Raw genomic sequence first — 21,399 nt, 5'->3', positions numbered from 1 at the left:
CATGACCGAGACCAATAACCGTCTGGGCATCTGGCTCATGGTGGCGACCACCTTCGTATTCGCCATGCAGGACGGTCTGTCCCAGCATCTGGCCAGCGAATACAACGTGCTGATGGTGGTGATGATCCGCTACTGGTTCTTCGCTGCCTTCGTGATGTTTGTCGCCAGCCGCCGTGCCGGAGGGCTGCGCGCCGCCGCCGCAACGTCCCAACCTTGGCTGCAAGGCTTCCGCGCCCTTCTGTTGGCAGCCGAGATCTGCGTGATGGTTCTGGGCTTCACCTATCTGGGCCTCGTCGAAAGCCACGCAATCTTTGCCTGCTATCCGCTGCTCGTCGCGGCGCTCTCCGGTCCTATCCTTGGCGAACAGGTGGGGTGGCGGCGATGGACAGCGATTGGCGTTGGGTTCATCGGCATCCTGATCATCCTGCAACCTGGCTTTGGCGTCTTCTCGCCGCTTGCCATCATCCCCGCCCTCTCTGCCCTGATGTTCGCGCTCTACGGACTGCTCACCCGCTACGCCGCCCGCAAGGACAGCGCCGCCACCAGCTTTTTCTGGACCGGCACGGTGGGGGCCGTGTTCATGACCCTGATCGGCATCTGGTTCTGGGAACCCATGGTGCCGATCGACTGGGCTATGATGGCACTGCTCTGCGTCACGGGTGCAACCGGGCATTACCTTCTGATCAAATGCTATGACGTGGCCGAGGCCAGCGCGGTGCAGCCCTTTGCCTACCTGCAACTGCCCTTCGCGGCGAGCCTTGGCATCATGGTGTTTGGAGAGGCGATCCGCCCCAACGTCGTGTTCGGCGTAAGCCTGATCGTTGGTGCGGGTCTATTCACCCTGTGGCGTCAGCGGCAAAAGGGTTGACCCCTTCAACTCTTCCGAAAACGGCACCGGATGTGGATCACGTCCCAACCGTGCGCGGTAGATCGGAAGGCTTTCGGTGACGCGCATCACGTAATTCCGGGTTTCGGTAAAGGGGATGTGCTCGATCCAGTCGATGATATCCATCTCGCCGCGCCTTGGATCGCCGCGCTCCTCCATCCAACGCTCCGGACGGCTTGGCCCGGCGTTATACCCCGCTGCGATCATAACTGCATTGCCGTTGAATTGCTGCGCGAGCCGTTCGAGATAGGCTGCCCCAAGGACGGCGTTGTAATCGGGGTCAGACAACAACCGGCTTTCCGAATACTCCAGACCAAGCCACCCCGAGACTTCCTCGGCGGTGCGCGGCATCACCTGCATCAACCCGCGTGCCCCCACGGGAGAAATCACCCCCGGATCGAATTCGGATTCGCGCCGCGCAATCGCCAAAACAATCTCGGTCGGGACAGGAAGCTTGGCCGCTGCCAAAGGATGAAGGGCATAGTAAGGTCCATGCACCTCATGCCCGAATTGCGCGGCCCGCTTGCCCAGCATCACCTGCAAATGCGGCAATCCCAGATCCTCGAGCATCTGACCCATCTGTCCGATCTGTGTGCGATCAAGCGACTCGGCCAGATGGGTCAGGAACCGTTCTGCCAGCACCTTTTCTTCGGCATCCAGGAGCAGGATGGCGGCTGTAAAGACCGACGATTGCGTGAACGGCGCATCCCTCCAATCGGGGAACACCTCTGTTCCAGCCAAAAGCGGATCGGGCGGCAACCCGCCAGCTTCGGCTGCAAGAAGACCGTAGAACGACGTCTGGTACTGCGCTCCAAACGCATAGGCTTTTGCCGCCCCTGCCGCGTCACCGGCCTCCGACAGTGCGCGGCCCAACCAATATCCGGCCCGGCCCAGGGATATCGGGGATTCGACGCCACCGCGCAGCGCTCGGAAGTGCTCTGCCGCGCGTTCGGGCTGATCGAGAAACCGCAACGACAGATATCCCGACAGCCACTCCAGATCGGCAAAAGATGACCCTTCGTCCAGATGATGGTTTGCAGCCACGTCATAGGCGCGCTTGTACTGCTTGTCCCACATCAGGCGCCGCACCAGATCGTCACGTTGGCGCCCCCAGATGTCAGGACGCCCCAACGCTTCCCGCGAAGTAGACCGCGCCAGCAAAAGCTCCACCGCGTCATCGGTCCGGCCCTTGCGCATGCGCCACGCGAACCGCTCATAGGCCAGCCCTGCATCCGCACTCAACGCGGCCGGGATCGCTTCGATCAGCGTATCCACCCCGGCGGCATCCGCACGCAATGCCATCCGAGCCTCGGCCAAAGCGCGCCAATCCTCGCCCACCAAGGGCAACATGGCGCGGGCATTCGAGGCACTGCCCTGCCACAGCATCGCATCCAGTCGCGCAGTGTGGTGGGGTTTCAGAAAATCACCATAACTGGCAACAAACGCATCCTGCTCGTCAGCGGTCAGGGTCAGCGTGGTCCAAGCGCGCAGGATCACCGCCTCTGCTGCCGGGCGATCATCCGCCGTCAAAAAAGCCCGCGCCAAGGACAGGGCCCCCGCCCCTGTCTCGGGGACATGATCGGCATAGAAGGCGCGGATCGCATCCGCCGGGGCCGAGGTCATGGCGCTTTCGCTTTTTTCCTTCAGAAACGGCAGACCCGGCCAATCGAGGTTGCGCGACAGGAAATCCTGCACCTCGCGCGGTGACCCGAGTCCGGCGCGCAGATAATGCCACAGAATCACGTCGAGCGCCGCCTGTCCGTCCCCCCGCGCCTCGATCTGGGCCGCCGCCCAATTGCCCTCGCGCATAAGGTCCATGGCCCGTTCCAGCGGACGGGCATTGCCCTGTGCAAGGACACCAAAGGGCATGGACAGCAGAAGCACCGTCAGGATCGCGATACGCCGAAACATGGCTTGCATTTTCTCCGATGAAACAGGATAGACGGCACGCTAAAGGATAACCCGCAGCCCGCGCCCTGCAACTCACATTCGCGGGACGGGCGCAACGGCATACCAGCCACACACGAAAAGGAGCGTGACATGTTCAAAGGGTCGATGCCTGCACTGGTCACACCGTTCAAGAACGGTGCAGTGGATTTTGACACGCTCAAACAGCTTGTGGACTGGCATGTCGATCAGGGCAGCCACGGGCTTGTTCCCGTCGGCACCACCGGCGAAAGCCCGACCCTGACCCATGAAGAGCACGAAGAGGTCGTGTCCTTCGTCGTTCAGGCCGCTGCAGGGCGCATTCCGGTCATCGCCGGCGCCGGGTCGAACAACACCGACGAAGCGATCCGCTTCCTGCAGCACGCCGAAAAGGCGGGCGCGCAGGCGGGCCTTGTCGTCACGCCCTATTACAACAAACCGACTCAAGACGGGCTGATCCGGCATTTCACCATGCTGCATGATGCCTGCACCTTGCCGATCATCATCTACAACATCCCCGGTCGGTCCTCTGTGGACATGTCGCCCAAGACGATGGGCGAACTGGCCAAGCTGCCACGCATCATCGGGGTCAAGGACGCCACCGGCGATCTGGGCCGCGTCTGTGCGCAGCGCCTCACCTGCGGCAAGGACTTTGTGCAGCTGTCGGGCGAAGACGCAACCGCGCATGGCTTCAACGCGCAGGGTGGTGTTGGCATGATCTCGGTCACCGCCAATGTGGCTCCGGCTTTGTGTTCGCAGATGCAAGAAGCGACCATGGCAGGCGACTATGTCACCGCCTTGGAGATTCAGGACCGGCTGATGCCGCTGCATCACAGCATCTTTGTCGAACCCGGTCTGTGCGGCGCGAAATACGCCATGAGCCGTCTGGGCCTCTGTGACGAAGAAATGCGCCCGCCGCTGTTCCCGGTGTCCCAGCCGACGCGTGATCTGATCGACAACGGCCTGCGTCATGCCGGACTGCTGAACTGAGGGCGCCAAACTCTTCAAAGAGTTTGGCCAAATCCTTCCAAGGATTTGCCCGCCCCAAACCAGAAAGGCCGCGCTTCCTCAGCGCGGCCTTTCTTTTACCATCAGGTAAAAATCAGGAGTCCAGTCCCTCGGGCTTGCCCACAACCACGAAATGCAACGCCTCAGGCTTGAGGATACGCGCTGCAACCCGCTTGATGTCGTCCAGCGTGATCGCCTCGATCTGCGCGTTCCGGGTGTTCACATATTCTGCCGGCAGATCGTCCATCTGCATCCCGACAAGGATGTTCGCAATCGGACCGTTGCCATCGAACCGCAGCGGGTAGGCCCCTGTCAGATAGGTCTTGGCAGTGGCCAGTTCCTCTTCCGTGACGCCATTCTCGGCCATCTTGGCCCACTCTGCGCGGATCACGTCGATGGCTTCCGCGATGCGGTCATTGGCACTGGAAACGCGCCCGAGATAGAGCGCGGCATGGTCCTTGGGCACGAGATAGCTGTAGACGCCATAGGTCAGGCCCCGCTTCTCGCGCACCTCTTCCATCAAACGCGCCTCGAACCCGCCACCGCCCAGAATTTCGTTCAGCACATAAGCGGCAAAGAAATCCGGATCGTCCCGTGCAATGCCTTCATGCCCAAAGATCGCAACCGATTGCGGCACGTCAAAGGGCACAACGGTCACACCTGCCTGAGTCGACACCGCGACATCGGGAGCCTGCGGTGTGCCGGTTTCAGGCAGATCGCCCAACAGCTTATCCAGAATCTCGGCAAGCGCCTCGGGTGAAATATCTCCGGCGGCGCCGACATAAATCCGGTCACGGGCCAAAGCCCCTTTGTGCGCGGCAATCAGGTCATCCCGGGTCAACGCAGCGACGCTTTCTTCGGTGCCTTCAATGGCGGACCCGTAGGGATGATCTCCGAAGACCATGCTGTCGAACGCCTGACCGACCAGATTGTCGGGATCTTGCGCATCCGACCGGATGACCGACACCAACTGCCCCTTGACCCTGTCAATCGCATCCTGATCGAAACGGGGCTGCGTGATCGCATCGTGCAACAATGCCAGCGCCTCATCCTGGTTTTCAGTCAGGAACCGGGCCGAGATCGACACCGCGTCATCGCCGACGTCGAATTCGAAACTCGCGGCCAGCGATTCTGCCCGCTCGGAAAACGCACGCGAGTCCAGATCGCCAGCGCCTTCGTTCAGAAGTCCGACCATCAGGTTCGTCGCACCGCGCTTACCCGGTAGATCAAGCGAAGCCCCACCTTTGAACCGCAGTTCGAGTGCGACAAACGGGATCGACTCTTCCTGCACCAGCCACGCGTTGATACCGCCCGGGCTGGTGACCTCGGCAATGTCGATCTCCGCCCGCAGCGGGGCGGCGGCCAACAGCATGAATGCGATCAGGGAACCAAAGGCCTTCATTGCGTCACCTCCTGCGCCGTGCGGAGGAACCCGGTCACGGCATTGTCACGATCAAACACCTCTTGCGCGGCGGCGATGATTTCCTCGGGCGTGATGGATTGCAGGATGCGCGGCCATTCGTGCACATCCTCGATGGTCAGACCCGAGGTAAGTGCCGCGCCATATCGGTTGGCCAGCGAATTGGAACTGTCCAACTCGTACACCTGCTGCGCCCGCAACTGGAATTTGATGCGGTCGAGCTGAACGGGATCGACACCGGTTTCCATGAACTCCGCGATCACGCGGTCCATATCCGCTTCGGCCTCTTCCAGTGTAACGCCCTGCGCGGGCACGTTCACAACGCCAAAGGTTGTGTCGTCCAGCGACAGGCCGCTGTAAAAGGCGCCAGCATAGACCGCACGCTTTTCCTCGAACTGCAATTTCTGCGGCAGGACTGCGGTTTGCGACCCGCCCAGCACTTCCGACAACAAGGTCAACGCGGCTGCTTTGCGCTGATCTCCGGAATCCCGTTCGGGCGCCAGATAGGTGCGCATCACATAGGGCTGCGCTACGCGCGGATCGCTGAAGGAAATCCGGCGCTCGGCCATCTGCGGCGGCTCAGACGGACGGACCCGTTCAGGCAGCGCCTCATTGCGCGGGATCGGGCCGTAATGCTCCTGTGCCAAAGCCAGAACATCGTCCGGCAGAACATCCCCCGCCACGACCAGAACAGCGTTGTTCGGCGAATAGAACTGGCGGTAATAGGCCAACGCATCGTCCAGATCGAGATTCACCATCTCGTGCCGCCAGCCGATGATCGGCGTGCCGTAGGGATGATTGAGATATTGCGCCGCCATACGCTGTTCCCGGAACAGCGATCCGGGGTCGTTCTCCACCCGTTGATTGCGCTCTTCGATGATCACGTCGCGTTCGGTCAGGATGTCTTCGCGGTCAAGCTGGATGTTCTTCATCCGGTCCGCTTCCATTTCCATCATCAGGCCAAGCCGGTCTGCCGCGACACGCTGGAAATAGGCCGTGTAATCAAAGCTGGTAAAGGCGTTATCGGTGCCGCCATTCGCCTTTACGATTTCGCTGAATTCGCCGGGGGCCAGTTTTTCGGTCCCTTTGAACAGCAAATGTTCCAGGAAATGCGCAACCCCCGAAACGCCAGGCTGTTCATCCGCCGATCCGGCACGATACCAGACCATGTGAACCACGGCGGGCGCACGGTGGTCTTCGATCACCACGACATCCATCCCATTCTGAAGCTGGAATGTTGTGACCTGATCTTCGATTGTTTGCGCAAGCAAAGGCGCAGTAGCAAAAACGAGAACCCCGGTCAGGGCCATCAGGCGACGCATCGGCAATACTCCTCCATTTTGAAGTAACGTACGATGCGTACGACCAACTTCAAGCGCTCCAACAGTTTCGTGAGCAGGTTGCGATGGCGCTAAAGCCGCCGTGTCAGCGTTCCGGCGGAGCAGACGGGGTCAGCACACCGGCCCGACGCGCTGCCTCGAGCGCGGAATACGGGTCAAGCGACTGCCCCCGGTAGACCCGGTTGTAGGTGTCCTCGGGTATCAGACGCCAGTTGAAAAAGGACCGGCGTTCCCGGAAGGCCTGATCTTCCGCGGCAAGCTGTTCGCGGATGTCGTCTGCCCGACCGAAGCGCGACGCGCGTGCGACGATCGCCTGATCCCCGGCACCGATGCCCGGCTGCACATCCAGCCGCGATGGCGCACCGCCCAGAACAGCGACCGCGTCTTTCAGCGGCGTCTGATCGGTCCGGTTTGTTCCACCCGGAGTCGGTGTCGGCAGTTCGGTCAGGCTTACCGGCGCTTCCAACGGCTTTGGCGGAACAATCGAGAATTCCTCGGGCGTGCCTCCGGGATTGCGCAATTGGCGCAGGTTTGTTTCCCGGTCCGCCGTGTCCTGACGTGATCCGCAGGCGGTCAGCGCCACCAGTGCCAGTATGATCCATGCGCGTGGCATCATGGTGTCTGCCCGCCTCCGTATTCGCCTCAAACCTGCTTTAGCGCATCAAGCCGCACTCGTCACGAGGCGTTTTTCCCGCCCGAGAACAGTGCGAGCCCAATCGCCCCGATAAACACCGAAATGTCAGCGACATTAAAGGCATAAGGATTGGTGAAACCGCAACAGGACATGTTCAGAAAATCTGCGACCGCCCCATAAAGCAGCCGGTCCACCACATTGCCCAGCGCGCCACCGATCAGCAACCCCGCAAAAATCAGACCCGTGCGCCCCGGCGGATCACGACGCATCCAGACCAGCACGAACAGGACAATCCCCAATGCGACCGAGATCAGCACCCAGCGCGTCCAGTCCGCCTGTCCCGACAACAGGCCGAAATTGATGCCCGTATTCCACGCCATGCGAAAATTAAGATAAGGCGGAAACACGTCGATGGCGCCGACGCGGGCCAGATCCATCACGTGGACCACCAACCATTTGGTCAGTTGATCCAGAAGAAAGATCGCCGCCGCGACGATGGCCACCAGACGCATGTTGTCTCCTTTGCCCTGCTCCGGAATTTTACCGGATGGTCAAATTCAGTGCCGGAAGTGGCGCATCCCTGTCAGCACCATTGCCAGACCGGCGTCATCCGCCGCCTTGATCACTTCGTCGTCGCGCATCGACCCGCCCGGCTGGATGACGCAGGACGCACCAGCAGCGGCTGCTTCAAGCAAACCATCGGCGAATGGGAAGAACGCGTCTGACGCCACGGCGCTGCCCTTGGTCAGCGGTTCCGGAAGGCCCAGCGCCTCGGCCATACGCTCGGCCTTCTTGGCGGCGATCAACGCACTATCCAGACGGCTCATCTGGCCTGCACCAACCCCCACGGTCGCGCCGTCCTTGACGTAGACGATGGCGTTGGATTTGACGTGCTTTGCCACGGTCCACGCGAACAGCAGATCGCGCATCTGCTCGTCCGTCGGCGCGATCTTGGTCACGACCTTGAGGTCATCCATATCGATGCGGCCATTGTCGCGGTTCTGAACCAGAATGCCCCCAGACACCTGTTTCCATGCCGTTCCCGGCTCTGCCGTATTGGCGAGACCCGGTGTCGTCAGCAGCCGCAGGTTTTTCTTGGCGGCAAACACATCTTTGGCATCCTGATGCGCACCGGGCGCGATGACCACCTCGGTAAAGATCTCGGCAATCGCCGCGGCGGTTTCGCCGTCGAGCGTGGAGTTCAGCGCAACGATCCCGCCGAAGGCAGAGGTCCGGTCGCAGTCAAACGCCTTCTGATACGCCTCTTTCAGCGTCCGGCCCGTCGCCACACCGCAGGGGTTGGCGTGTTTGATGATCGCGCAGGCAAATCCGTCACGCGGCAGAAATTCCGACACCAGTTCAAACGCCGCATCGGTGTCGTTGATGTTGTTGTAGCTCAGTTCCTTGCCCTGAAGCTGGGTTGCCGTGGCAACGCCCGGACGGGCCGAGCCATCGTGGTAGAAAGACGCGCCCTGATGCGGGTTCTCGCCATAGCGCAGCGGCTGGGCCAGCGTTCCGGCAAACACGCGGCGGCGCGGGGTTTCTTCGCCGATGGCACCCGCCATCCACGTGCTGACAGCCGCATCATAGGCCCCGGTGCGCGCATAGGCGATCTGGGCGTGACGCTGGCGAAAGGCCAGCGTGGTCTGGCCGTCATTGGCGTCAAGCTCGGCCAGCAGCGCGTCGTAATCCTCGACATCCACAATCGTCGTGACAAAGGCATGGTTCTTGGCCGCAGCGCGGATCATCGCGGGGCCGCCGATGTCGATGTTTTCGATGCAGGTGTCATAATCAGCACCTTTGGCGACGGTTTCCTCGAACGGGTAAAGGTTCACCACCAGAAGGTCGATGGCTTTGATGTCATGCTGAAACATCGCCGCGACGTGATCATCGTTGTCACGCAACGCAAGCAACCCACCATGCACCATCGGGTGCAACGTCTTGACCCGACCATCCATCATTTCGGGAAAGCCCGTCACCTCGGCCACGTCCTTGACCGGCACACCCGCGTCGCGCAGCGTCTTGGCAGACCCACCCGTGGACAGAAGTTCCACACCTCGGGCATCCAACGCTTTTGCAAGCTCAACAAGTCCGGTCTTGTCCGAAACGGACAGAAGCGCGCGGCGAAGGGGGGCGAGATTGGTCATGGCAGCGATAGGTCCCAGAAGTTCAGTTCAGCAGCTCTGTCGCATCGTCCTGAACAAGGTCCCGGACCGCGATTGCGGTTTCCTGGGCCTTCGCCAGCGACCAGCGAACGCGGGTCGCATACTCCATTGCGCGGGCAGATAAAACGATCTGTTTGGTCGCGCGCGGCCGCAATCTGCCTTTTTCGAGATAAACGGAAGGTTCCAGCGCAAGATCACAGCGCCCTTCAAAGCGGAACACCCAGATCTCACCACTGCGCAACGCCATGCTGACAGCAGTTCCATTCATGTCGATGGCGGTGTCGACCTCGGGATGGAGATGGAAACGGATGTCGAAGGGAATGCCCGCAAGTCGGCTGTCTTCGAGCTTTTGATCGAAACGCGCCTTTGCCGGGGTATCGAGGGCGATCAGCAGATCTTCCCCCACCACGCCGCGGCCATCAAAAGTCAGTTCCAATATGCGTGCATGAGTCAGCCCGTGCGTCTTGAGATAGCCATCATGCCCGCCTTCGAACCGCGCGCCATCCGTGGCGCGGGACAGTTCGACCGGCACACCTTTGGGGATGTCGTCCAACAGCTCCCGCTCAATGGACCCGATCCGTGACGTGCTGCCCAACCGAGAGCTTGAGAACCCATCAAGGCACAGCGTCGAATGTGACGGTGTTGCGCGCCCCGCCCTGCGCCAGTCTTCGCCAAAGGTCGATCCGGATCCGCAATTGACGATCAACGGACGCCGCCCAGAGGTCAGCTCGAACGCGAGGGTCGAGGCGTGGGCGTTGAAACTGGCCTGCCCGCTTGGCGGGGCCGCCGCGTCGATCACCATCGTCGTGCGCCCGCCGGACAGACGTGCATAACCCATAGCCAACCCCTTGGCCGCCTGCGCCTTGGTTCCGGCAGCCGCCAATGCGGTGTCCAACCGTCCTTCGACACCACGCCCACCGCCGTGAAACCGCGCCAGCCCGCCATCGGCATGGCGCAATGCGCGCAGGGTCGGCACGATCCGGGTGATCGCCTGGATATGCGCCATTTCCGGCGACCGCGCGGTGTCCTCAAGCGCATCCCGCGCCCAGATCAAGAGCGTACAGACCTCCAGCAATTCTTCTGGATTGCGGGTCGGAATGCCACCTGCCTCGTTGATCTGACGCGCACATTCCTGACCCAGTGCCTTGATCGCGGGATCGGCCTGCGCTTCCATCCCTTGCAAGGACAACCCGGCCGAGATCAACCCCGTCAGCGCTTCGAACCGGGGGAGCCCGGGCGCGGAGCTGTGCCAGCGACGGTTGAGAAAGATTGTCTGCTGCGCAATCGACCGGAAAAACGCCCGCGATTGTTCCGGTGTGCACCCACCCAGCACAAAGATCGCATGATGCAGCCACCTGATGACCCGCCGTCCTGCCAGTTCGGGCGTCCAGCCGGGGCCGGACCCGTTCCCATATCGGGCAATCCATTCGAACAGCCAGCTTTGCGCGGTCTTTCGGGTTGCCGCATCTCCGACACTGGCCATGTCGTCGAGCCAGACAAACCCATGGATTTCTTCGAGAAACACATCGTCCGGAGGCGTGATGTCCCACAGGATCGCACCGGGCGCTTCGACAAGATGTCCCGCGAAAAGCAGATTTCCTGCCGTGAGCTGCCGACCGCGCGCATAAGACCCGACGGTTCGGGGTTCAGGCTGAGCGACAAAGGCGGTTGCGGGCTTGGCACGCGTGGACAGTCGTGCGTGAACACGGTTCAAAATCCGGGCCTGCGCCCGTTTTGCAGCGTCCAGTCGGAACATCAGCTCTGCCTCTGTCTTGCGTTTACGCAAGCGTTCTTATGCTGACACCATAGCCTCGCGAGTGAATTGAGTCACGGTGCAAATGTCATACCGGCAGCTGTTCGCCCTTGCGCTGCAAAATCGCCATGTAAAATCCATCCATACCGCCAAGCTCGGGCCAGTAGTCCGGCCGCAGGCGCACACCGCCCTCTGGGCTGATCCAATTCGGGTCCAGACCGGGGGCGTTCGGGGTCTTGATTTCGACCTCGTCACTCTGGGCCAAGAGCCATTTGATCTGATCTTCGCCCTCTTCGCGCAACAGGCTGCACGTGCAATAAACAAGGGTTCCCTGCAGTGCGATCTGCCCAATCGCACGGGTCAGCAACGCGCGCTGCAGATTGACCAGATCGTCGATTCCGGTCTGCGTCTTGACATATGGCAGGTCGGGGTGCCGACGGATGGTGCCTGTCGCCGAGCAAGGCGCGTCCAGCAGGATCGCATCGAACAGACCATCCTCATAGGTCAGCGCATCGGCGATCACGGTCTTTGCGGTCAGCTTGGCCCGGGTCAGGTTTTCGGTCAGCCGCGCCATGCGGGCCTCGGAGATATCCAGCGCGGTCACATCCGCACCTTTCGCTGCAAGCTGCATCGTCTTTCCACCGGGAGCGGCGCAAATGTCGAGCACGCGTTTTCCTGCAACGTCGCCAAGGAGTTGGACCGGCACTGCGGCAGCAGCATCCTGCACCCACCACTCTCCGGACTCGAACCCCGGAAGCGCCGAAACCTGTCCACGGGCGGTCAACCGAACAGACCCTGTCGGAAGAACCGTGCCACCCAGCTTTTCCGCCCAGCCTGCCGCGTCCTCTTTGACCGAAAGATCAACCGGTGGCGGCACGGCATGGGCCCGTTCGATCTGTGCAACCACAGATTTGCTCCATGCCTTTGCCAGCTTGGGGCGCAGCCATTTCGGCAGCATCGTGTCGGGGGCCACGTCCCACACAGCCACCTCCATCGCGGTGATCTTGCGCAGAACCGCGTTGACCAGCCCCTTCATGGGTGCGGTTTTCTTCGTGCGACCCGCAAGTTTGACGGCCTCGTTCACCACACCATGCGCGGCACCCCCGGTCATGAACTCGACCGTTGCCATGCGCAGCAGGTTCATCACGCGCAACGGCGGCTGTCGATTCAGGTGCGACGTCAGAAGATGATCGGCCCGCCCGAGGTATCGCAGCGTTTCCGAGATCAGCCGCTGAGCCGTCGCGCGTACAGGCGGCGTCAGGTCCTGCCAGACGGGATCGCTGATGACATCTGACAACATGCGCCCTTCCCCGATGATCTGGCTCAGACCATCCAGCGCGACGAGCCGGGGTGATGTGGGTGCGGGCAAGGGCCACTCCTGCAAACGGGCCGGGGTTGTCCCGGACCGGGAGGCGCGTATATCAATCATGAACGATATGGAAGACCGCGATGAGTTCCGAAACACCCAAAGACCTGCCCCCCGCCGCCCAGCGTGCCTTGGCCGAAGCCGAAGAACGCCGGAGAAAAGCGGACGCGGAAAAACCTCTTCCGAAAGAATTGGGAGGCCGCGACGGCCCCGAGCCGGTGCGCTATGGCGATTGGGAAAAGGGCGGTCTCGCGATCGACTTCTGAGCGTCAGCGCAGACGGAAATCCGCAGCCTGACCCGCGCCTTGGTCTGCAATGAACCGCATCTCGGACCCGTTGGCGAGAACCGCCTGGCAGTTATAGCCAAGGTCATCCCCGCCCCAGTTCAGGTCACGGCAGAAGAAGCCGTTCTTCCAGTCCCACGATCCGGTCACGTCCCAAGTCGCGCCGCGACCCGAAATCTTGCCATCCGATGTCACGTTCAGACGCACCAAAGGCCGCGACAGGGTTTTGCCCTCGACCAATCGAACGAATTCAGACTTGTCCTCGATGCGCTTCAATTCGGCTGCAGCGGCCTGCGGCACCAGAAAAGCGGCAGCGACGGCAACAGCAGCGACGATACGATTCGACATGACATCCTCCGGGCAACATTACTGTCAGAACATACGTGGAGAATGCAGGATTGGATCAGTTGGGTTCCGTCACACTGGCGTGATCACGCCTCGTCGGACAAGCCCAGGACATCCAGCATGTCGTATTCGCCGGGTGCCTTGTCCTGCCCCCAAAGCGCCGCCTTCAAAGCCCCCCGCGCAAACAGCGCGCGGTCGCTGGCAACGTGGCGCAGGATGATCCGCTCGCCAGCGGCGGCAAAAAGTACGTCGTGTTCGCCAACGATGTCGCCACCCCGAATGGCGCTGAAGCCGATATCGCCCCGCTTGCGCGCCCCGGTCATACCATCCCGCCCGCGGTCGGACACATCGCGCAGATCAACGCCGCGTCCTTCGGCTGCCGCTTCGCCCAGCATCAGAGCTGTGCCAGAAGGCGCATCGACCTTCTGGTTGTGGTGATATTCGATCACCTCGATGTCGTAGTCCTCGTCCAGCGCCGCAGCGACCTTGCGGGTCAACACGGTGAGCAGGTTGACGCCAAGGCTCATGTTGCCCGCGCGCACGACAACAGCGTGACGCGCAGCGGCCTTGATCTTGGTCAGATCGTCATCCGACAGACCGGTGGTTCCGATCACATGCACGGCACGCGCCTGCGCCGCCAATTCGGCAAAGGCCACTGTCGCTGCTGGCGCCGTAAAGTCGATCACTGCCTGCGCTCGGGCAAAACAATCGAGAGGATCATCCGTGACCGTCACACCCATGCCCGCGCCACCCATCGCGGTGCCCACGTCTTTGCCGAGCCAATCATGGCCTGCGCGTTCTATCGCCCCGGCAAGGTGCATCCGGGGATGTTTGGCGATCTCGGTGACAAGCATCTGCCCCATGCGCCCGGACACTCCGGTCACGACGACCCCGATTTCTTCGCTCATGATATTCTCCGCAAGTGGATTTCCGCCTCAATAGCGGTTGACCCTCTGCTTGGCAAAGGCCGCCAGACCGCTTATGTGCCGGATATGGCAAAAAACCGATCTCACATCTCTGAGGGACCCAGCCAGCGTCAGCTGCGTGTGGGTGAATTGATCCGGCGCACATTGTCCGATGTGCTGGCACGCGGAGATATTCACGATCCCGACCTGAACCGTTACTCCATCACCGTGGGTGAGGTGCGCACGTCGCCCGACCTGCGTGTGGCAACCGCCTATGTGGTGCCGCTGGGTGGGAAGGGTCAGGACGACATTCTGGAGCTTCTCAACCGCAATCGCGGCGAATTGCGCCGCGCGGTTTCAAAGAACCTCACGCTGAAATTCTCGCCCGAGCTGCGGTTCAAACTGGATGATACGTTTGATCGATTGGACGACACCCGCCGCATGTTCGAGCAGGATAATGTGCGTCGTGACATCGAAAGCTAAGACCACGCTTGCGGCCTGTGGTCTTTTTGCCCTGTCTGGTTTGGCTGTGCAGGCGGATGTCACCTGCGCGGAACGCGTGTTCGACGGGTTGGCGTACACCGCTTGCGAGGTTGATCCACGTGTCGATGACCTTCGGCTGTTCCTCGACGCCCCGTCGGGTGAGAAATACGGACAATTTTCGACAATCGAAGGTGCATTAGCCGAGCAAGGCAAGACGCTGACCTTCGGCATGAACGCCGGAATGTATCACGACGACCGCTCTCCCGTTGGGCATTATGTCGAGGACGGTACCGAAATCATGCGGGTGATCCCCAATGCGGGACCGGGCAATTTCGGGTTGCTGCCCAACGGCATCTTCTGCATCGGCGATGGACGCGCTGATGTGATCGAAACCCTTGCCTACGAGGCGGAGCGCCCGAATTGCCGCTATGCCACGCAGTCCGGCCCGATGCTCGTCATCGACGGCGATCTGCACCCGAGGTTCCTTGAAGACAGCGACTCGCGCTATATCCGCAATGGGGTGGGCACCTCAGAAGATGGCACACGGGTAGTTTTTGTCATTTCCGATCAGTCGGTTACGTTCCATGAATTTGGGCGCATCTTCCGCGACGACCTCGGCCTGCCGAACGCGCTGTTTCTTGACGGCAGCATATCGCGCCTGCATGCGCCACAGCTGAACCGGTCGGATTTCGGGCGATGGATGGGGCCGATTGTGGGCGTGGTGACCCCGCTTGACCGCTAGCAGGGTTGCGGCGATGCGCGGGCCGCTCTACCTCTTTGCGGCACGACACTTGGTATCGGAGACCCCATGACCAACTCGCTTGATGACTTGACGCACAGCCTGTTGCAGCGCGCCAAAGAGGCCGGGGCCGATGCCGCTGATGTTCTGGCCGTCCGGGGCAATTCGATCTCTATCGACGTGCGTGGCGGCGTTCTGGAACAGGCGGAACGGTCGGAGTCTACCGATATCGGGCTCCGGGTTCTTGTCGGTCAACGGGTGGCCAATGTGTCGTCCTCGGATGTGCGGGCGGACAGTCTTGCGATGATGGCAGAACGCGCCGTGGCCATGGCGCGGGAAGCGCCGGAAGACCCCTACGTGGGCTTGGCGGACCCAGATCAGTTGGCGGACAACCGGGCATCCGATTGGCTTGAATTGTTCGATCCTACACCTGAACCGTCACCAGCCGAACTGGAACAGAACGCGCGCGATGCAGAGGCTGCGGCGTTGGTGGTGGACGGCATCACGCAGGTCTCTTCTTCCTCGGCGGGCTATGGGTCGCAAGAGGTCTATCTTGCTGCAAGCAATGGATTTTCAGGCGGCTACCAGCGCTCGTCCCGGTCAACATCCTGCGTTGCGATCGCGGGTACAGGAACCGGGATGGAGCGGGATTACGACGGGGATCAGCGGATTTTCCAAAGCGATCTGAGGTCACCTGCCGAGATCGGAAAAACCGCAGCCGAGCGGACGTTGGAACGGATGAACCCGCGCAAGCCCAAAACGGGGGCGTATCCGGTGCTGTTCGATGAACGGATTTCGTCTTCGCTGATCGGGCATCTGCTGATGGCGATCAACGGCGCGGCGATTGCACGACGGTCGTCCTGGGCCTTGGATCTGATGGGAAAAGAGGTTCTGCCAAAAGGACTTAGCCTGACGGAAGATCCGCATCGCGTGCGGGTCGGCGGGTCACGGCCGTTCGATGCTGAAGGACTGGCGACACAGAAACGGGACATCGTGAAGGATGGCGTTCTGACCACGTGGACGCTGGATCTGGCAACAGCGCGGAAACTGGGACTGCAGTCGACCGCGAACGCGTCGCGCGGCACAACGGGAGGTCCTTCCCCCAGCGTGTCGAATGTTGCGCTTTCTCAAGGGGTTAAAGACCGGGCGGGGCTCATTGCAGATATGGGAACGGGGCTTGTGGTGACCTCGATGATCGGGTCAACCATCAACCCCAATACCGGGGATTATTCGCGTGGCGCTGCAGGATTCTGGGTGGAGAACGGTGAGGTCGCCTATCCGGTCAGCGGCGTGACGATCGCGGGGAACCTGATCGAGATGCTCAGGACTGTGACGCCCGCCAACGATGCCCGCCCGTGGCTTAGCCGGGTGGTGCCGTCCTTGCTGGTGGAAGGTCTGACGCTTGCCGGAGAGTGACCTTGACCTTCTGATCGACGCTGCGCGCCAAGCGGGCGAGATCGCCCTTTACCACAAGGCTAAGGGATTGGAAGTTCAGCATAAAGCGGACGATGCCGGGCCTGTGACGCAGGCCGATTTCGATGTCGACAAGGCCCTGCGCGAGGCGTTGACAGCGGCGCGTCCCGACTATGGCTGGCTGAGCGAAGAGACCCGCGACACGCCGGATCGGTTGGGCAGGGAACGGGTGTTTATTGTTGATCCGATTGATGGGACGCGGAGTTTCGTCAATGGCGAAACCACCTGGGCGCATTCGCTGGCGGTCGTCGATCAGGGTCTCGTCACGCAGGGTGTGGTTTACCTTCCGGAAATGGATTTGCTGTATTCCGCTTCCAGAGCGCAGGGTGCGTTCTGCAACGGAGAACGGCTAAGTGTTTCTGATATCAGTGATATTCACGCTGCTCGCATTCTGGCGACCAAGCCGAACATGGACCCGCAGCACTGGCGTCAGGACGTTCCCGGCTTTACCCGGTCGCATCGTCCCTCGCTCGCCTATCGCCTGTGTCTGGTGGCACAAGGGCGGTATGATGCGATGTTGACGTTTCGGCCAAGCTGGGAATGGGACATTGCGGCAGGGGCGCTGATCCTGTCCGAAGCCGGGGCGACTGTGACGGATCGCAAAGGTGATTTTCTGCGCTTTAACAACGCGATACCGCAAACGGCAGGTGTCATTGGCGCGGGCGCGGAATTGCACGGGCAGATCGCGGAGCGTCTTGTCTATACCGGCTGAGAACAGCGGTCCGTACGGTTCGCGGGGGTCTGTTGTACGGTTCAATAGGGGTAAGACGCGGATGGACCACCGGATTTGGTTGTTTCGTGCAGAGCACAGGCAACGCTGCACCGTGCAGGACCGAACCGTACGGCAGGTGCCTGTGAAGCTTACGGTTCATCCGTACGGTTCGCCTAATTCGGAATGTTGATGTTCGGGTCGCCGGTGAAAGTGCCCGGGTGTCCAGGTTGGGTCAGAACGGAGTGGCAGGAGCGAGTTGGCGCGACCGACCGCATGGTCAGTCATCTAAAAGTTGACCCCGGCACCAGAGGCAGGTCAGAGAACCTCGATCACGTCCTTGTCGATGGCGAGCATGTACCCGCGACGGGCGATGTTCTTGATGAGCAATTCGCTGACCAACTGGTTGCCCAAGCCATCGCGCAGGCGTTTGATTCGGGTGGCGCCCGCCGCCTCATCGCAATCAGATTCGGACCGGCCCGAAATGATCGCCTCGATCTGCGCGCCGGACAGAAGTTCGTCGTCCAGCCGCGCCTCGGCAAGGATCGAAATGGTTTCGATCATGGCGTCGGTGAGTTTGAATCCCATCGTGTTCAGATAGACGGTGTTTTCCTCGCGGCTGACGATCAGCGAATTGACCTGAATGCCCGACCGTTCGATCTGCGCCATGCGCCGATTGAGGAGGACAAGCATCACCAAGAACACCAAGGCCGCGATCAGCATGGCTGTGGCGAACACGAGAAGCACAAAGATGGTCGTGCGATACCCCGCCAGCGTGTCAGAAAACGCGGTGCCGGATTGCGCGAGGATTTCGAGCAGCTTGACCTCGGCCTGAGATGTGAGGTCGTCGTTTTCGATAAAGATCTGTTCGACGCGGGAATTGAACGCATTGGCGTCGGGAAGCGTCAGCACAAGAAAAACGCCCGCCACCACAAGGAGCGCGATGATCACGCTGATACCGATGGCCACGAGGCGGGTGCCCGAGCGGCGCGCGTCAGTAGCGGAGGTAATTTGGTCCGGCACTGTCTTTCCTTTCCGCCAACCCGGTTTCATCAAACACAGACACCACATTGAGCAGCGTCCAGCCCGCCTGCGCAAGTCGGGTCTGCAATTGCTCCTGCGCGGAGGCCGGGGTGCAGGGTTCGGCGATCTCGGCCACACCGTAGTGCAGCCGGAGGGGTGCGTCCTGTTTCGCCTTGTAATCGGCATAACACGCGGCCTGTGCGGCGGCGGGCATGCAAAGCGCGGCGAGGAGCAGAAGGGGAAGCGTGTGTTTCATGGCGTCACCCTGCGACCAAGACCGGCGAAATTCAATAACGACCGCGCGGTTATCCGATAGCCGAGGGGCGATATTGCCTGACTTCGGAGGGCCGTCCGAGATGGGTGACAGAGGCAGCAGGTCCACACAAGGGCCCTGCCCCAGACCACGCCACCTCCAGCTTAACCGACAGGGAAAGGAACCCGCACCATGTCACGCAAATTCATCGCAGCCGTTCTGGCCATTTCGACAACAATCGCCGCCGTGTCTGCCGTGCCGGCCCGCGCCGCCTCGGAAGAGGACATTGCCAAGCTTCTGGCAGGGGCTGCCACGATTCTCATCATCGGCAAGGCAATTCAGAATTCCCGCGACGACGACCGCAAGGACAAGTCCGTCAAGGACGTTCGCCATTACACGCCAGACCACCGCCCTCATGTGTCGAACCCGCCGGTCTATTCCAATGACAGGCCATTTCCGAAAGTGGTGCCGCGCGATGTGAAGAAGCGGTACGACGATGTGCTTCCCGCAAGCTGCGTCCGGCAGATCGAGGGCGGGCATGTGGGCCGGGTGGTGATGAGCCGCTGCCTTGAGCGCAACAATGTCAGCACGCGGTCCCTGCCAAAGGCGTGCCGTATGACCGTGTCGACCCGTCGCGGTGAAACCCCAGCTTATGCGCTTCCCTGTCTGCGGCACCGTGGATACACACTGACGCGGTACTGAAACGCGTCGGATCCGCGGGAACTGTGGTCCTTGGTTCCCGCACCTGGCACGCATGGCGACCCCACGCCGTGCGTGCTTTTTCGGTTGCAGGACGGTCTGCCGTGATTGTGACGACTGCTCAATGGAACTCGTTTGCAGGGTGAGTCGTTGATCTGTTATGCTTGGGTGAGGCAAAAAACGAGGTTTAGGGCATATGAGCCGACTGAAACGCACGATGTTGTGCGCCGTGTTGGCGGGCGTTCCGGTTTTCGGCGCGGCCCAAAACCTGGATCTTAACATTCCGGGCGGCAGCGATGAGCTGCGCAGCGAGCTGAAAGATGCGATGTCACTGTTCGCTTTGGTGGATGCCGACGAAGCGACGCCCCAGGCTTTGGTCGCAGCGGCGCAGGCGGATTACGGACGGATCGTTGCCGCGCTTTACGCCGGTGGGCGCTTCTCTCCGGTGGTGTCGATCCGGATCGACGGGCGCGAGGCATCGGACATATCACCTTTCGAAGCGCCGGGTTCGATCGACACGATCGTGATTGACGTCGAGCCCGGGCCTCGGTTTCGTTTTGGCCGCGCAGAGATCGCCCCGTTGGCCGAAGGAACGGTGCTGCCGCCGGAGTTCAGGGCTGGAGAGCGCGCGGGCACGGCTGCGATCCGGGACGCGGTCAGCGCCGGTGTGACCGGCTGGCGCAATGTCGGCCATGCCAAAGCGCGGCAGGCCGAACAGCAGATCGTTGCAGATCACCCGAACCGCGAACTGGATGCACGGCTGCGTCTTGCGCCGGGGCCGCAATTGCGGTTCGGCAATATTGAAGTGACCGGCAATGACAGGGTGCGCCGCACGCGCATCCGCGAGATTGCAGGGTTGCCGCAGGGCGAAGTGTTCGATCCGCAGGAGATTGCCGACGCAGAGCGCCGTTTGCGCCAGACCGGTGTGTTCAGCTCGGTTGCCGTGTCCGAGGCAGAGACGCCAAACACGGACGGGACGCTGGATCTTGCGGTGCAGGTCGCCGAGCAGAAACCTCGCCGGTTCGGCTTTGGTGCGGAAGTGTCGACGCAGGAGGGCGGCAAGCTCAGCGCGTTCTGGCTGCATCGCAACCTGTTTCAGGGCGCGGAACGGCTGCGCATCGAAGGCGAGGTGTCCGGGATCGGAACCGATGCCGACGAAATGGATTATGCGCTGACGCTGACCTATGGGCGGCCTGCCACGTTTACGCCGGACACCGAATTTTATCTGACCGCCGGGATCGAGCGGTTGAACGAACCGGGCTTTACAAGCAACCAGGCGGGTCTGATCGCGGGATTGTCGCATCGGTTCTCTGACCAGCTGACCGCCTCGGTCGGATTGGGTTACAGATACCTTGATACCGAAGACGCGTTTGGCGACCGGGAATTCCAGTTGTTGCTTGCCACTTTTGGCGCGACCTATGACACGCGGAACGACGCGTTGAACCCCAGCAGCGGGTTCTATCTGGCTGCGACGGGCACGCCGTTTCTTGGACTGGACGAGACCGAAAGCGGGCTGCGGTTTACGTCGGACGCACGGGCCTATTTCGGGCTTGGCGCGGATGATCGGTTCGTGTTGGCGGGCCGGGCGCAGATCGGATCGGTCTGGGGGCCGAGCCTTGAGGATACGGTGCCGGATTACCTGTTCTACTCGGGTGGCGGAGGCACGGTGCGCGGGGTGCCCTATCAGTCTCTGGGTGTGACGCTGCCGAATGATGAGTTTACCGGGGGTCAAAGCTTTGCCGCCATCTCTGCCGAATTGCGCGCCACGGTGCGCGACAATATCGGGCTGGTCGGGTTTTACGATGCGGGCATGATCACCGAAGACAGCGGCTTTGCCGGAGACAGCGATTGGCATGCGGGGGCTGGCATAGGCCTGCGCTACAACACGGGGATCGGCCCTATTCGCGTGGATATCGCGACACCGGTGACCGGGGACGGCGCGGGCAAGGATTACGAGATCTACATCGGCATTGGTCAGGCGTTCTGAT

At 61.4% G+C, this 21,399-nt stretch carries 21 protein-coding genes; 9 read left to right on the top strand and 12 right to left on the bottom strand.

Features of this window, described 5'->3' with window-relative positions:
* The first annotated feature begins 1 nt into the window (after position 1).
* A complete protein-coding gene (locus ACMVPR_RS19370; RefSeq protein ID WP_416884205.1) occupies positions 2-868 on the top strand; it encodes a DMT family transporter in 867 nt (288 codons plus the stop codon).
* On the opposite strand, the gene ACMVPR_RS19365 is transcribed toward ACMVPR_RS19370, so the two are convergent.
* On the bottom strand, positions 833-2,797 hold the full coding sequence (locus tag ACMVPR_RS19365; protein ID WP_416884204.1) for a lytic transglycosylase domain-containing protein: 1,965 nt from the start codon (positions 2,795-2,797) through the stop codon (positions 833-835). The genes ACMVPR_RS19370 and ACMVPR_RS19365 overlap by 36 nt on opposite strands.
* Before the next feature lie 129 nt (positions 2,798-2,926).
* On the opposite strand from ACMVPR_RS19365, the gene dapA reads away from it, so the two are divergent.
* Positions 2,927-3,802, top strand: a complete 876-nt coding sequence (gene dapA, locus ACMVPR_RS19360) for a 4-hydroxy-tetrahydrodipicolinate synthase (RefSeq protein WP_416884203.1) — start codon at positions 2,927-2,929, stop codon at positions 3,800-3,802.
* Positions 3,803-3,914: 112 nt separating this feature from the next.
* Here the strand turns inward: dapA and ACMVPR_RS19355 are convergent, their stop codons facing one another.
* The 7 genes from ACMVPR_RS19355 to ACMVPR_RS19325 form a co-directional block, all read right to left on the bottom strand.
* Positions 3,915-5,222 (bottom strand): M16 family metallopeptidase, encoded by a 1,308-nt coding sequence (locus tag ACMVPR_RS19355; RefSeq protein ID WP_416884202.1) that lies wholly within the window; start codon positions 5,220-5,222, stop codon positions 3,915-3,917.
* Complete coding sequence (locus ACMVPR_RS19350) at positions 5,219-6,562, bottom strand: M16 family metallopeptidase (RefSeq protein WP_416884201.1); 1,344 nt, start codon at positions 6,560-6,562, stop codon at positions 5,219-5,221. The genes ACMVPR_RS19355 and ACMVPR_RS19350 overlap by 4 nt, the downstream gene beginning before the upstream one ends.
* A 103-nt stretch (positions 6,563-6,665) precedes the next feature.
* Positions 6,666-7,196: a DUF3035 domain-containing protein gene (locus ACMVPR_RS19345; RefSeq protein WP_300583446.1), complete on the bottom strand. Its 531-nt coding sequence runs from the start codon at positions 7,194-7,196 to the stop codon at positions 6,666-6,668.
* Positions 7,197-7,255: 59 nt separating this feature from the next.
* Positions 7,256-7,726 carry a signal peptidase II gene (lspA, locus tag ACMVPR_RS19340; RefSeq protein ID WP_300583449.1) on the bottom strand — a complete coding sequence of 157 codons (471 nt, stop codon included), beginning with the start codon at positions 7,724-7,726 and terminating at the stop codon, positions 7,256-7,258.
* Between the two features lie 45 nt (positions 7,727-7,771).
* Entirely contained in the window at positions 7,772-9,361 is a 1,590-nt protein-coding gene (gene purH / locus ACMVPR_RS19335; RefSeq protein ID WP_416884200.1) for a bifunctional phosphoribosylaminoimidazolecarboxamide formyltransferase/IMP cyclohydrolase, read from the bottom strand.
* Between the two features lie 22 nt (positions 9,362-9,383).
* Entirely contained in the window at positions 9,384-11,135 is a 1,752-nt protein-coding gene (locus ACMVPR_RS19330; protein WP_300583453.1) for a heparinase II/III family protein, read from the bottom strand.
* A gap of 85 nt (positions 11,136-11,220) precedes the next feature.
* Complete coding sequence (locus ACMVPR_RS19325) at positions 11,221-12,501, bottom strand: RsmB/NOP family class I SAM-dependent RNA methyltransferase (protein ID WP_416884199.1); 1,281 nt, start codon at positions 12,499-12,501, stop codon at positions 11,221-11,223.
* A gap of 80 nt (positions 12,502-12,581) precedes the next feature.
* Here ACMVPR_RS19325 and ACMVPR_RS19320 point away from each other — a divergent pair, with 80 nt between their 5' ends.
* Positions 12,582-12,764 carry a DUF1674 domain-containing protein gene (locus ACMVPR_RS19320; RefSeq protein ID WP_300583458.1) on the top strand — a complete coding sequence of 61 codons (183 nt, stop codon included), beginning with the start codon at positions 12,582-12,584 and terminating at the stop codon, positions 12,762-12,764.
* 3 nt (positions 12,765-12,767) lie between these two features.
* Here ACMVPR_RS19320 and ACMVPR_RS19315 read toward each other — a convergent pair whose 3' ends face one another.
* Both ACMVPR_RS19315 and dapB read right to left on the bottom strand, forming a co-directional pair.
* On the bottom strand, positions 12,768-13,130 hold the full coding sequence (locus ACMVPR_RS19315; RefSeq protein WP_416884198.1) for a dihydrodipicolinate reductase: 363 nt from the start codon (positions 13,128-13,130) through the stop codon (positions 12,768-12,770).
* An 83-nt stretch (positions 13,131-13,213) separates the two neighbouring features.
* Positions 13,214-14,035: a 4-hydroxy-tetrahydrodipicolinate reductase gene (gene dapB, locus ACMVPR_RS19310; RefSeq protein WP_416884197.1), complete on the bottom strand. Its 822-nt coding sequence runs from the start codon at positions 14,033-14,035 to the stop codon at positions 13,214-13,216.
* A gap of 84 nt (positions 14,036-14,119) precedes the next feature.
* Between dapB and rbfA the strand changes: the two genes are divergently transcribed.
* The 4 genes from rbfA (at position 14,120) to ACMVPR_RS19290 (ending at position 17,439) form a co-directional block, all read left to right on the top strand.
* Positions 14,120-14,515, top strand: a complete 396-nt coding sequence (gene rbfA / locus ACMVPR_RS19305; RefSeq protein WP_416884196.1) for a 30S ribosome-binding factor RbfA — start codon at positions 14,120-14,122, stop codon at positions 14,513-14,515.
* Positions 14,490-15,257: a phosphodiester glycosidase family protein gene (locus tag ACMVPR_RS19300; protein WP_416884195.1), complete on the top strand. Its 768-nt coding sequence runs from the start codon at positions 14,490-14,492 to the stop codon at positions 15,255-15,257. The genes rbfA and ACMVPR_RS19300 overlap by 26 nt, the downstream gene beginning before the upstream one ends.
* Positions 15,258-15,323: 66 nt before the next feature.
* Positions 15,324-16,670 (top strand): TldD/PmbA family protein, encoded by a 1,347-nt coding sequence (locus ACMVPR_RS19295; protein ID WP_416884194.1) that lies wholly within the window; start codon positions 15,324-15,326, stop codon positions 16,668-16,670.
* The gene (locus ACMVPR_RS19290) at positions 16,657-17,439 is read left to right on the top strand and encodes a 3'(2'),5'-bisphosphate nucleotidase CysQ (RefSeq protein WP_416884193.1); all 783 of its coding nucleotides are present in this window, start codon (positions 16,657-16,659) and stop codon (positions 17,437-17,439) included. The genes ACMVPR_RS19295 and ACMVPR_RS19290 overlap by 14 nt, the downstream gene beginning before the upstream one ends.
* 315 nt (positions 17,440-17,754) lie before the next feature.
* Here ACMVPR_RS19290 and ACMVPR_RS19285 read toward each other — a convergent pair whose 3' ends face one another.
* Both ACMVPR_RS19285 and ACMVPR_RS19280 read right to left on the bottom strand, forming a co-directional pair.
* The gene (locus tag ACMVPR_RS19285) at positions 17,755-18,459 is read right to left on the bottom strand and encodes a hypothetical protein (protein ID WP_300583475.1); all 705 of its coding nucleotides are present in this window, start codon (positions 18,457-18,459) and stop codon (positions 17,755-17,757) included.
* On the bottom strand, positions 18,431-18,715 hold the full coding sequence (locus tag ACMVPR_RS19280) for a hypothetical protein (RefSeq protein WP_300583477.1): 285 nt from the start codon (positions 18,713-18,715) through the stop codon (positions 18,431-18,433). Before ACMVPR_RS19280 ends, ACMVPR_RS19285 begins: the two co-directional genes overlap by 29 nt.
* A gap of 189 nt (positions 18,716-18,904) precedes the next feature.
* Between ACMVPR_RS19280 and ACMVPR_RS19275 the strand changes: the two genes are divergently transcribed.
* Both ACMVPR_RS19275 and ACMVPR_RS19270 read left to right on the top strand, forming a co-directional pair.
* On the top strand, positions 18,905-19,414 hold the full coding sequence (locus tag ACMVPR_RS19275; protein ID WP_416884192.1) for a hypothetical protein: 510 nt from the start codon (positions 18,905-18,907) through the stop codon (positions 19,412-19,414).
* Between the two features lie 193 nt (positions 19,415-19,607).
* The gene (locus tag ACMVPR_RS19270) at positions 19,608-21,398 is read left to right on the top strand and encodes an autotransporter assembly complex protein TamA (RefSeq protein WP_416884191.1); all 1,791 of its coding nucleotides are present in this window, start codon (positions 19,608-19,610) and stop codon (positions 21,396-21,398) included.
* The last annotated feature ends 1 nt before the right edge of the window (position 21,399 follow it).

It is taken from the genome of Marivita sp., assembly GCF_048006345.1.
Taxonomy (GTDB): domain Bacteria; phylum Pseudomonadota; class Alphaproteobacteria; order Rhodobacterales; family Rhodobacteraceae; genus Marivita.
Note: the sequence above shows the minus strand (reverse complement) of the source record. Positions and strands in the feature narration are given on the sequence as shown.

Bases quoted from the DNA above. Each gene is read 5' to 3' on its own strand.
- ACMVPR_RS19370 (WP_416884205.1), top strand. From the start codon at position 2: ATGACCGAGACCAATAACCGTCTGGGCATCTGGCTCATGGTGGCGACC.
- ACMVPR_RS19365 (WP_416884204.1), bottom strand. From the start codon at position 2,797: ATGTTTCGGCGTATCGCGATCCTGACGGTGCTTCTGCTGTCCATGCCC.
- dapA (WP_416884203.1), top strand. From the start codon at position 2,927: ATGTTCAAAGGGTCGATGCCTGCACTGGTCACACCGTTCAAGAACGGT.
- ACMVPR_RS19355 (WP_416884202.1), bottom strand. From the start codon at position 5,222: ATGAAGGCCTTTGGTTCCCTGATCGCATTCATGCTGTTGGCCGCCGCC.
- ACMVPR_RS19350 (WP_416884201.1), bottom strand. From the start codon at position 6,562: ATGCGTCGCCTGATGGCCCTGACCGGGGTTCTCGTTTTTGCTACTGCG.
- ACMVPR_RS19345 (WP_300583446.1), bottom strand. From the start codon at position 7,196: ATGATGCCACGCGCATGGATCATACTGGCACTGGTGGCGCTGACCGCC.
- lspA (WP_300583449.1), bottom strand. From the start codon at position 7,726: ATGCGTCTGGTGGCCATCGTCGCGGCGGCGATCTTTCTTCTGGATCAA.
- purH (WP_416884200.1), bottom strand. From the start codon at position 9,361: ATGACCAATCTCGCCCCCCTTCGCCGCGCGCTTCTGTCCGTTTCGGAC.
- ACMVPR_RS19330 (WP_300583453.1), bottom strand. From the start codon at position 11,135: ATGTTCCGACTGGACGCTGCAAAACGGGCGCAGGCCCGGATTTTGAAC.
- ACMVPR_RS19320 (WP_300583458.1), top strand. From the start codon at position 12,582: ATGAGTTCCGAAACACCCAAAGACCTGCCCCCCGCCGCCCAGCGTGCC.
- ACMVPR_RS19315 (WP_416884198.1), bottom strand. From the start codon at position 13,130: ATGTCGAATCGTATCGTCGCTGCTGTTGCCGTCGCTGCCGCTTTTCTG.
- dapB (WP_416884197.1), bottom strand. From the start codon at position 14,035: ATGAGCGAAGAAATCGGGGTCGTCGTGACCGGAGTGTCCGGGCGCATG.
- rbfA (WP_416884196.1), top strand. From the start codon at position 14,120: ATGGCAAAAAACCGATCTCACATCTCTGAGGGACCCAGCCAGCGTCAG.
- ACMVPR_RS19300 (WP_416884195.1), top strand. From the start codon at position 14,490: ATGTGCGTCGTGACATCGAAAGCTAAGACCACGCTTGCGGCCTGTGGT.
- ACMVPR_RS19295 (WP_416884194.1), top strand. From the start codon at position 15,324: ATGACCAACTCGCTTGATGACTTGACGCACAGCCTGTTGCAGCGCGCC.
- ACMVPR_RS19280 (WP_300583477.1), bottom strand. From the start codon at position 18,715: ATGAAACACACGCTTCCCCTTCTGCTCCTCGCCGCGCTTTGCATGCCC.
- ACMVPR_RS19275 (WP_416884192.1), top strand. From the start codon at position 18,905: ATGTCACGCAAATTCATCGCAGCCGTTCTGGCCATTTCGACAACAATC.
- ACMVPR_RS19270 (WP_416884191.1), top strand. From the start codon at position 19,608: ATGAGCCGACTGAAACGCACGATGTTGTGCGCCGTGTTGGCGGGCGTT.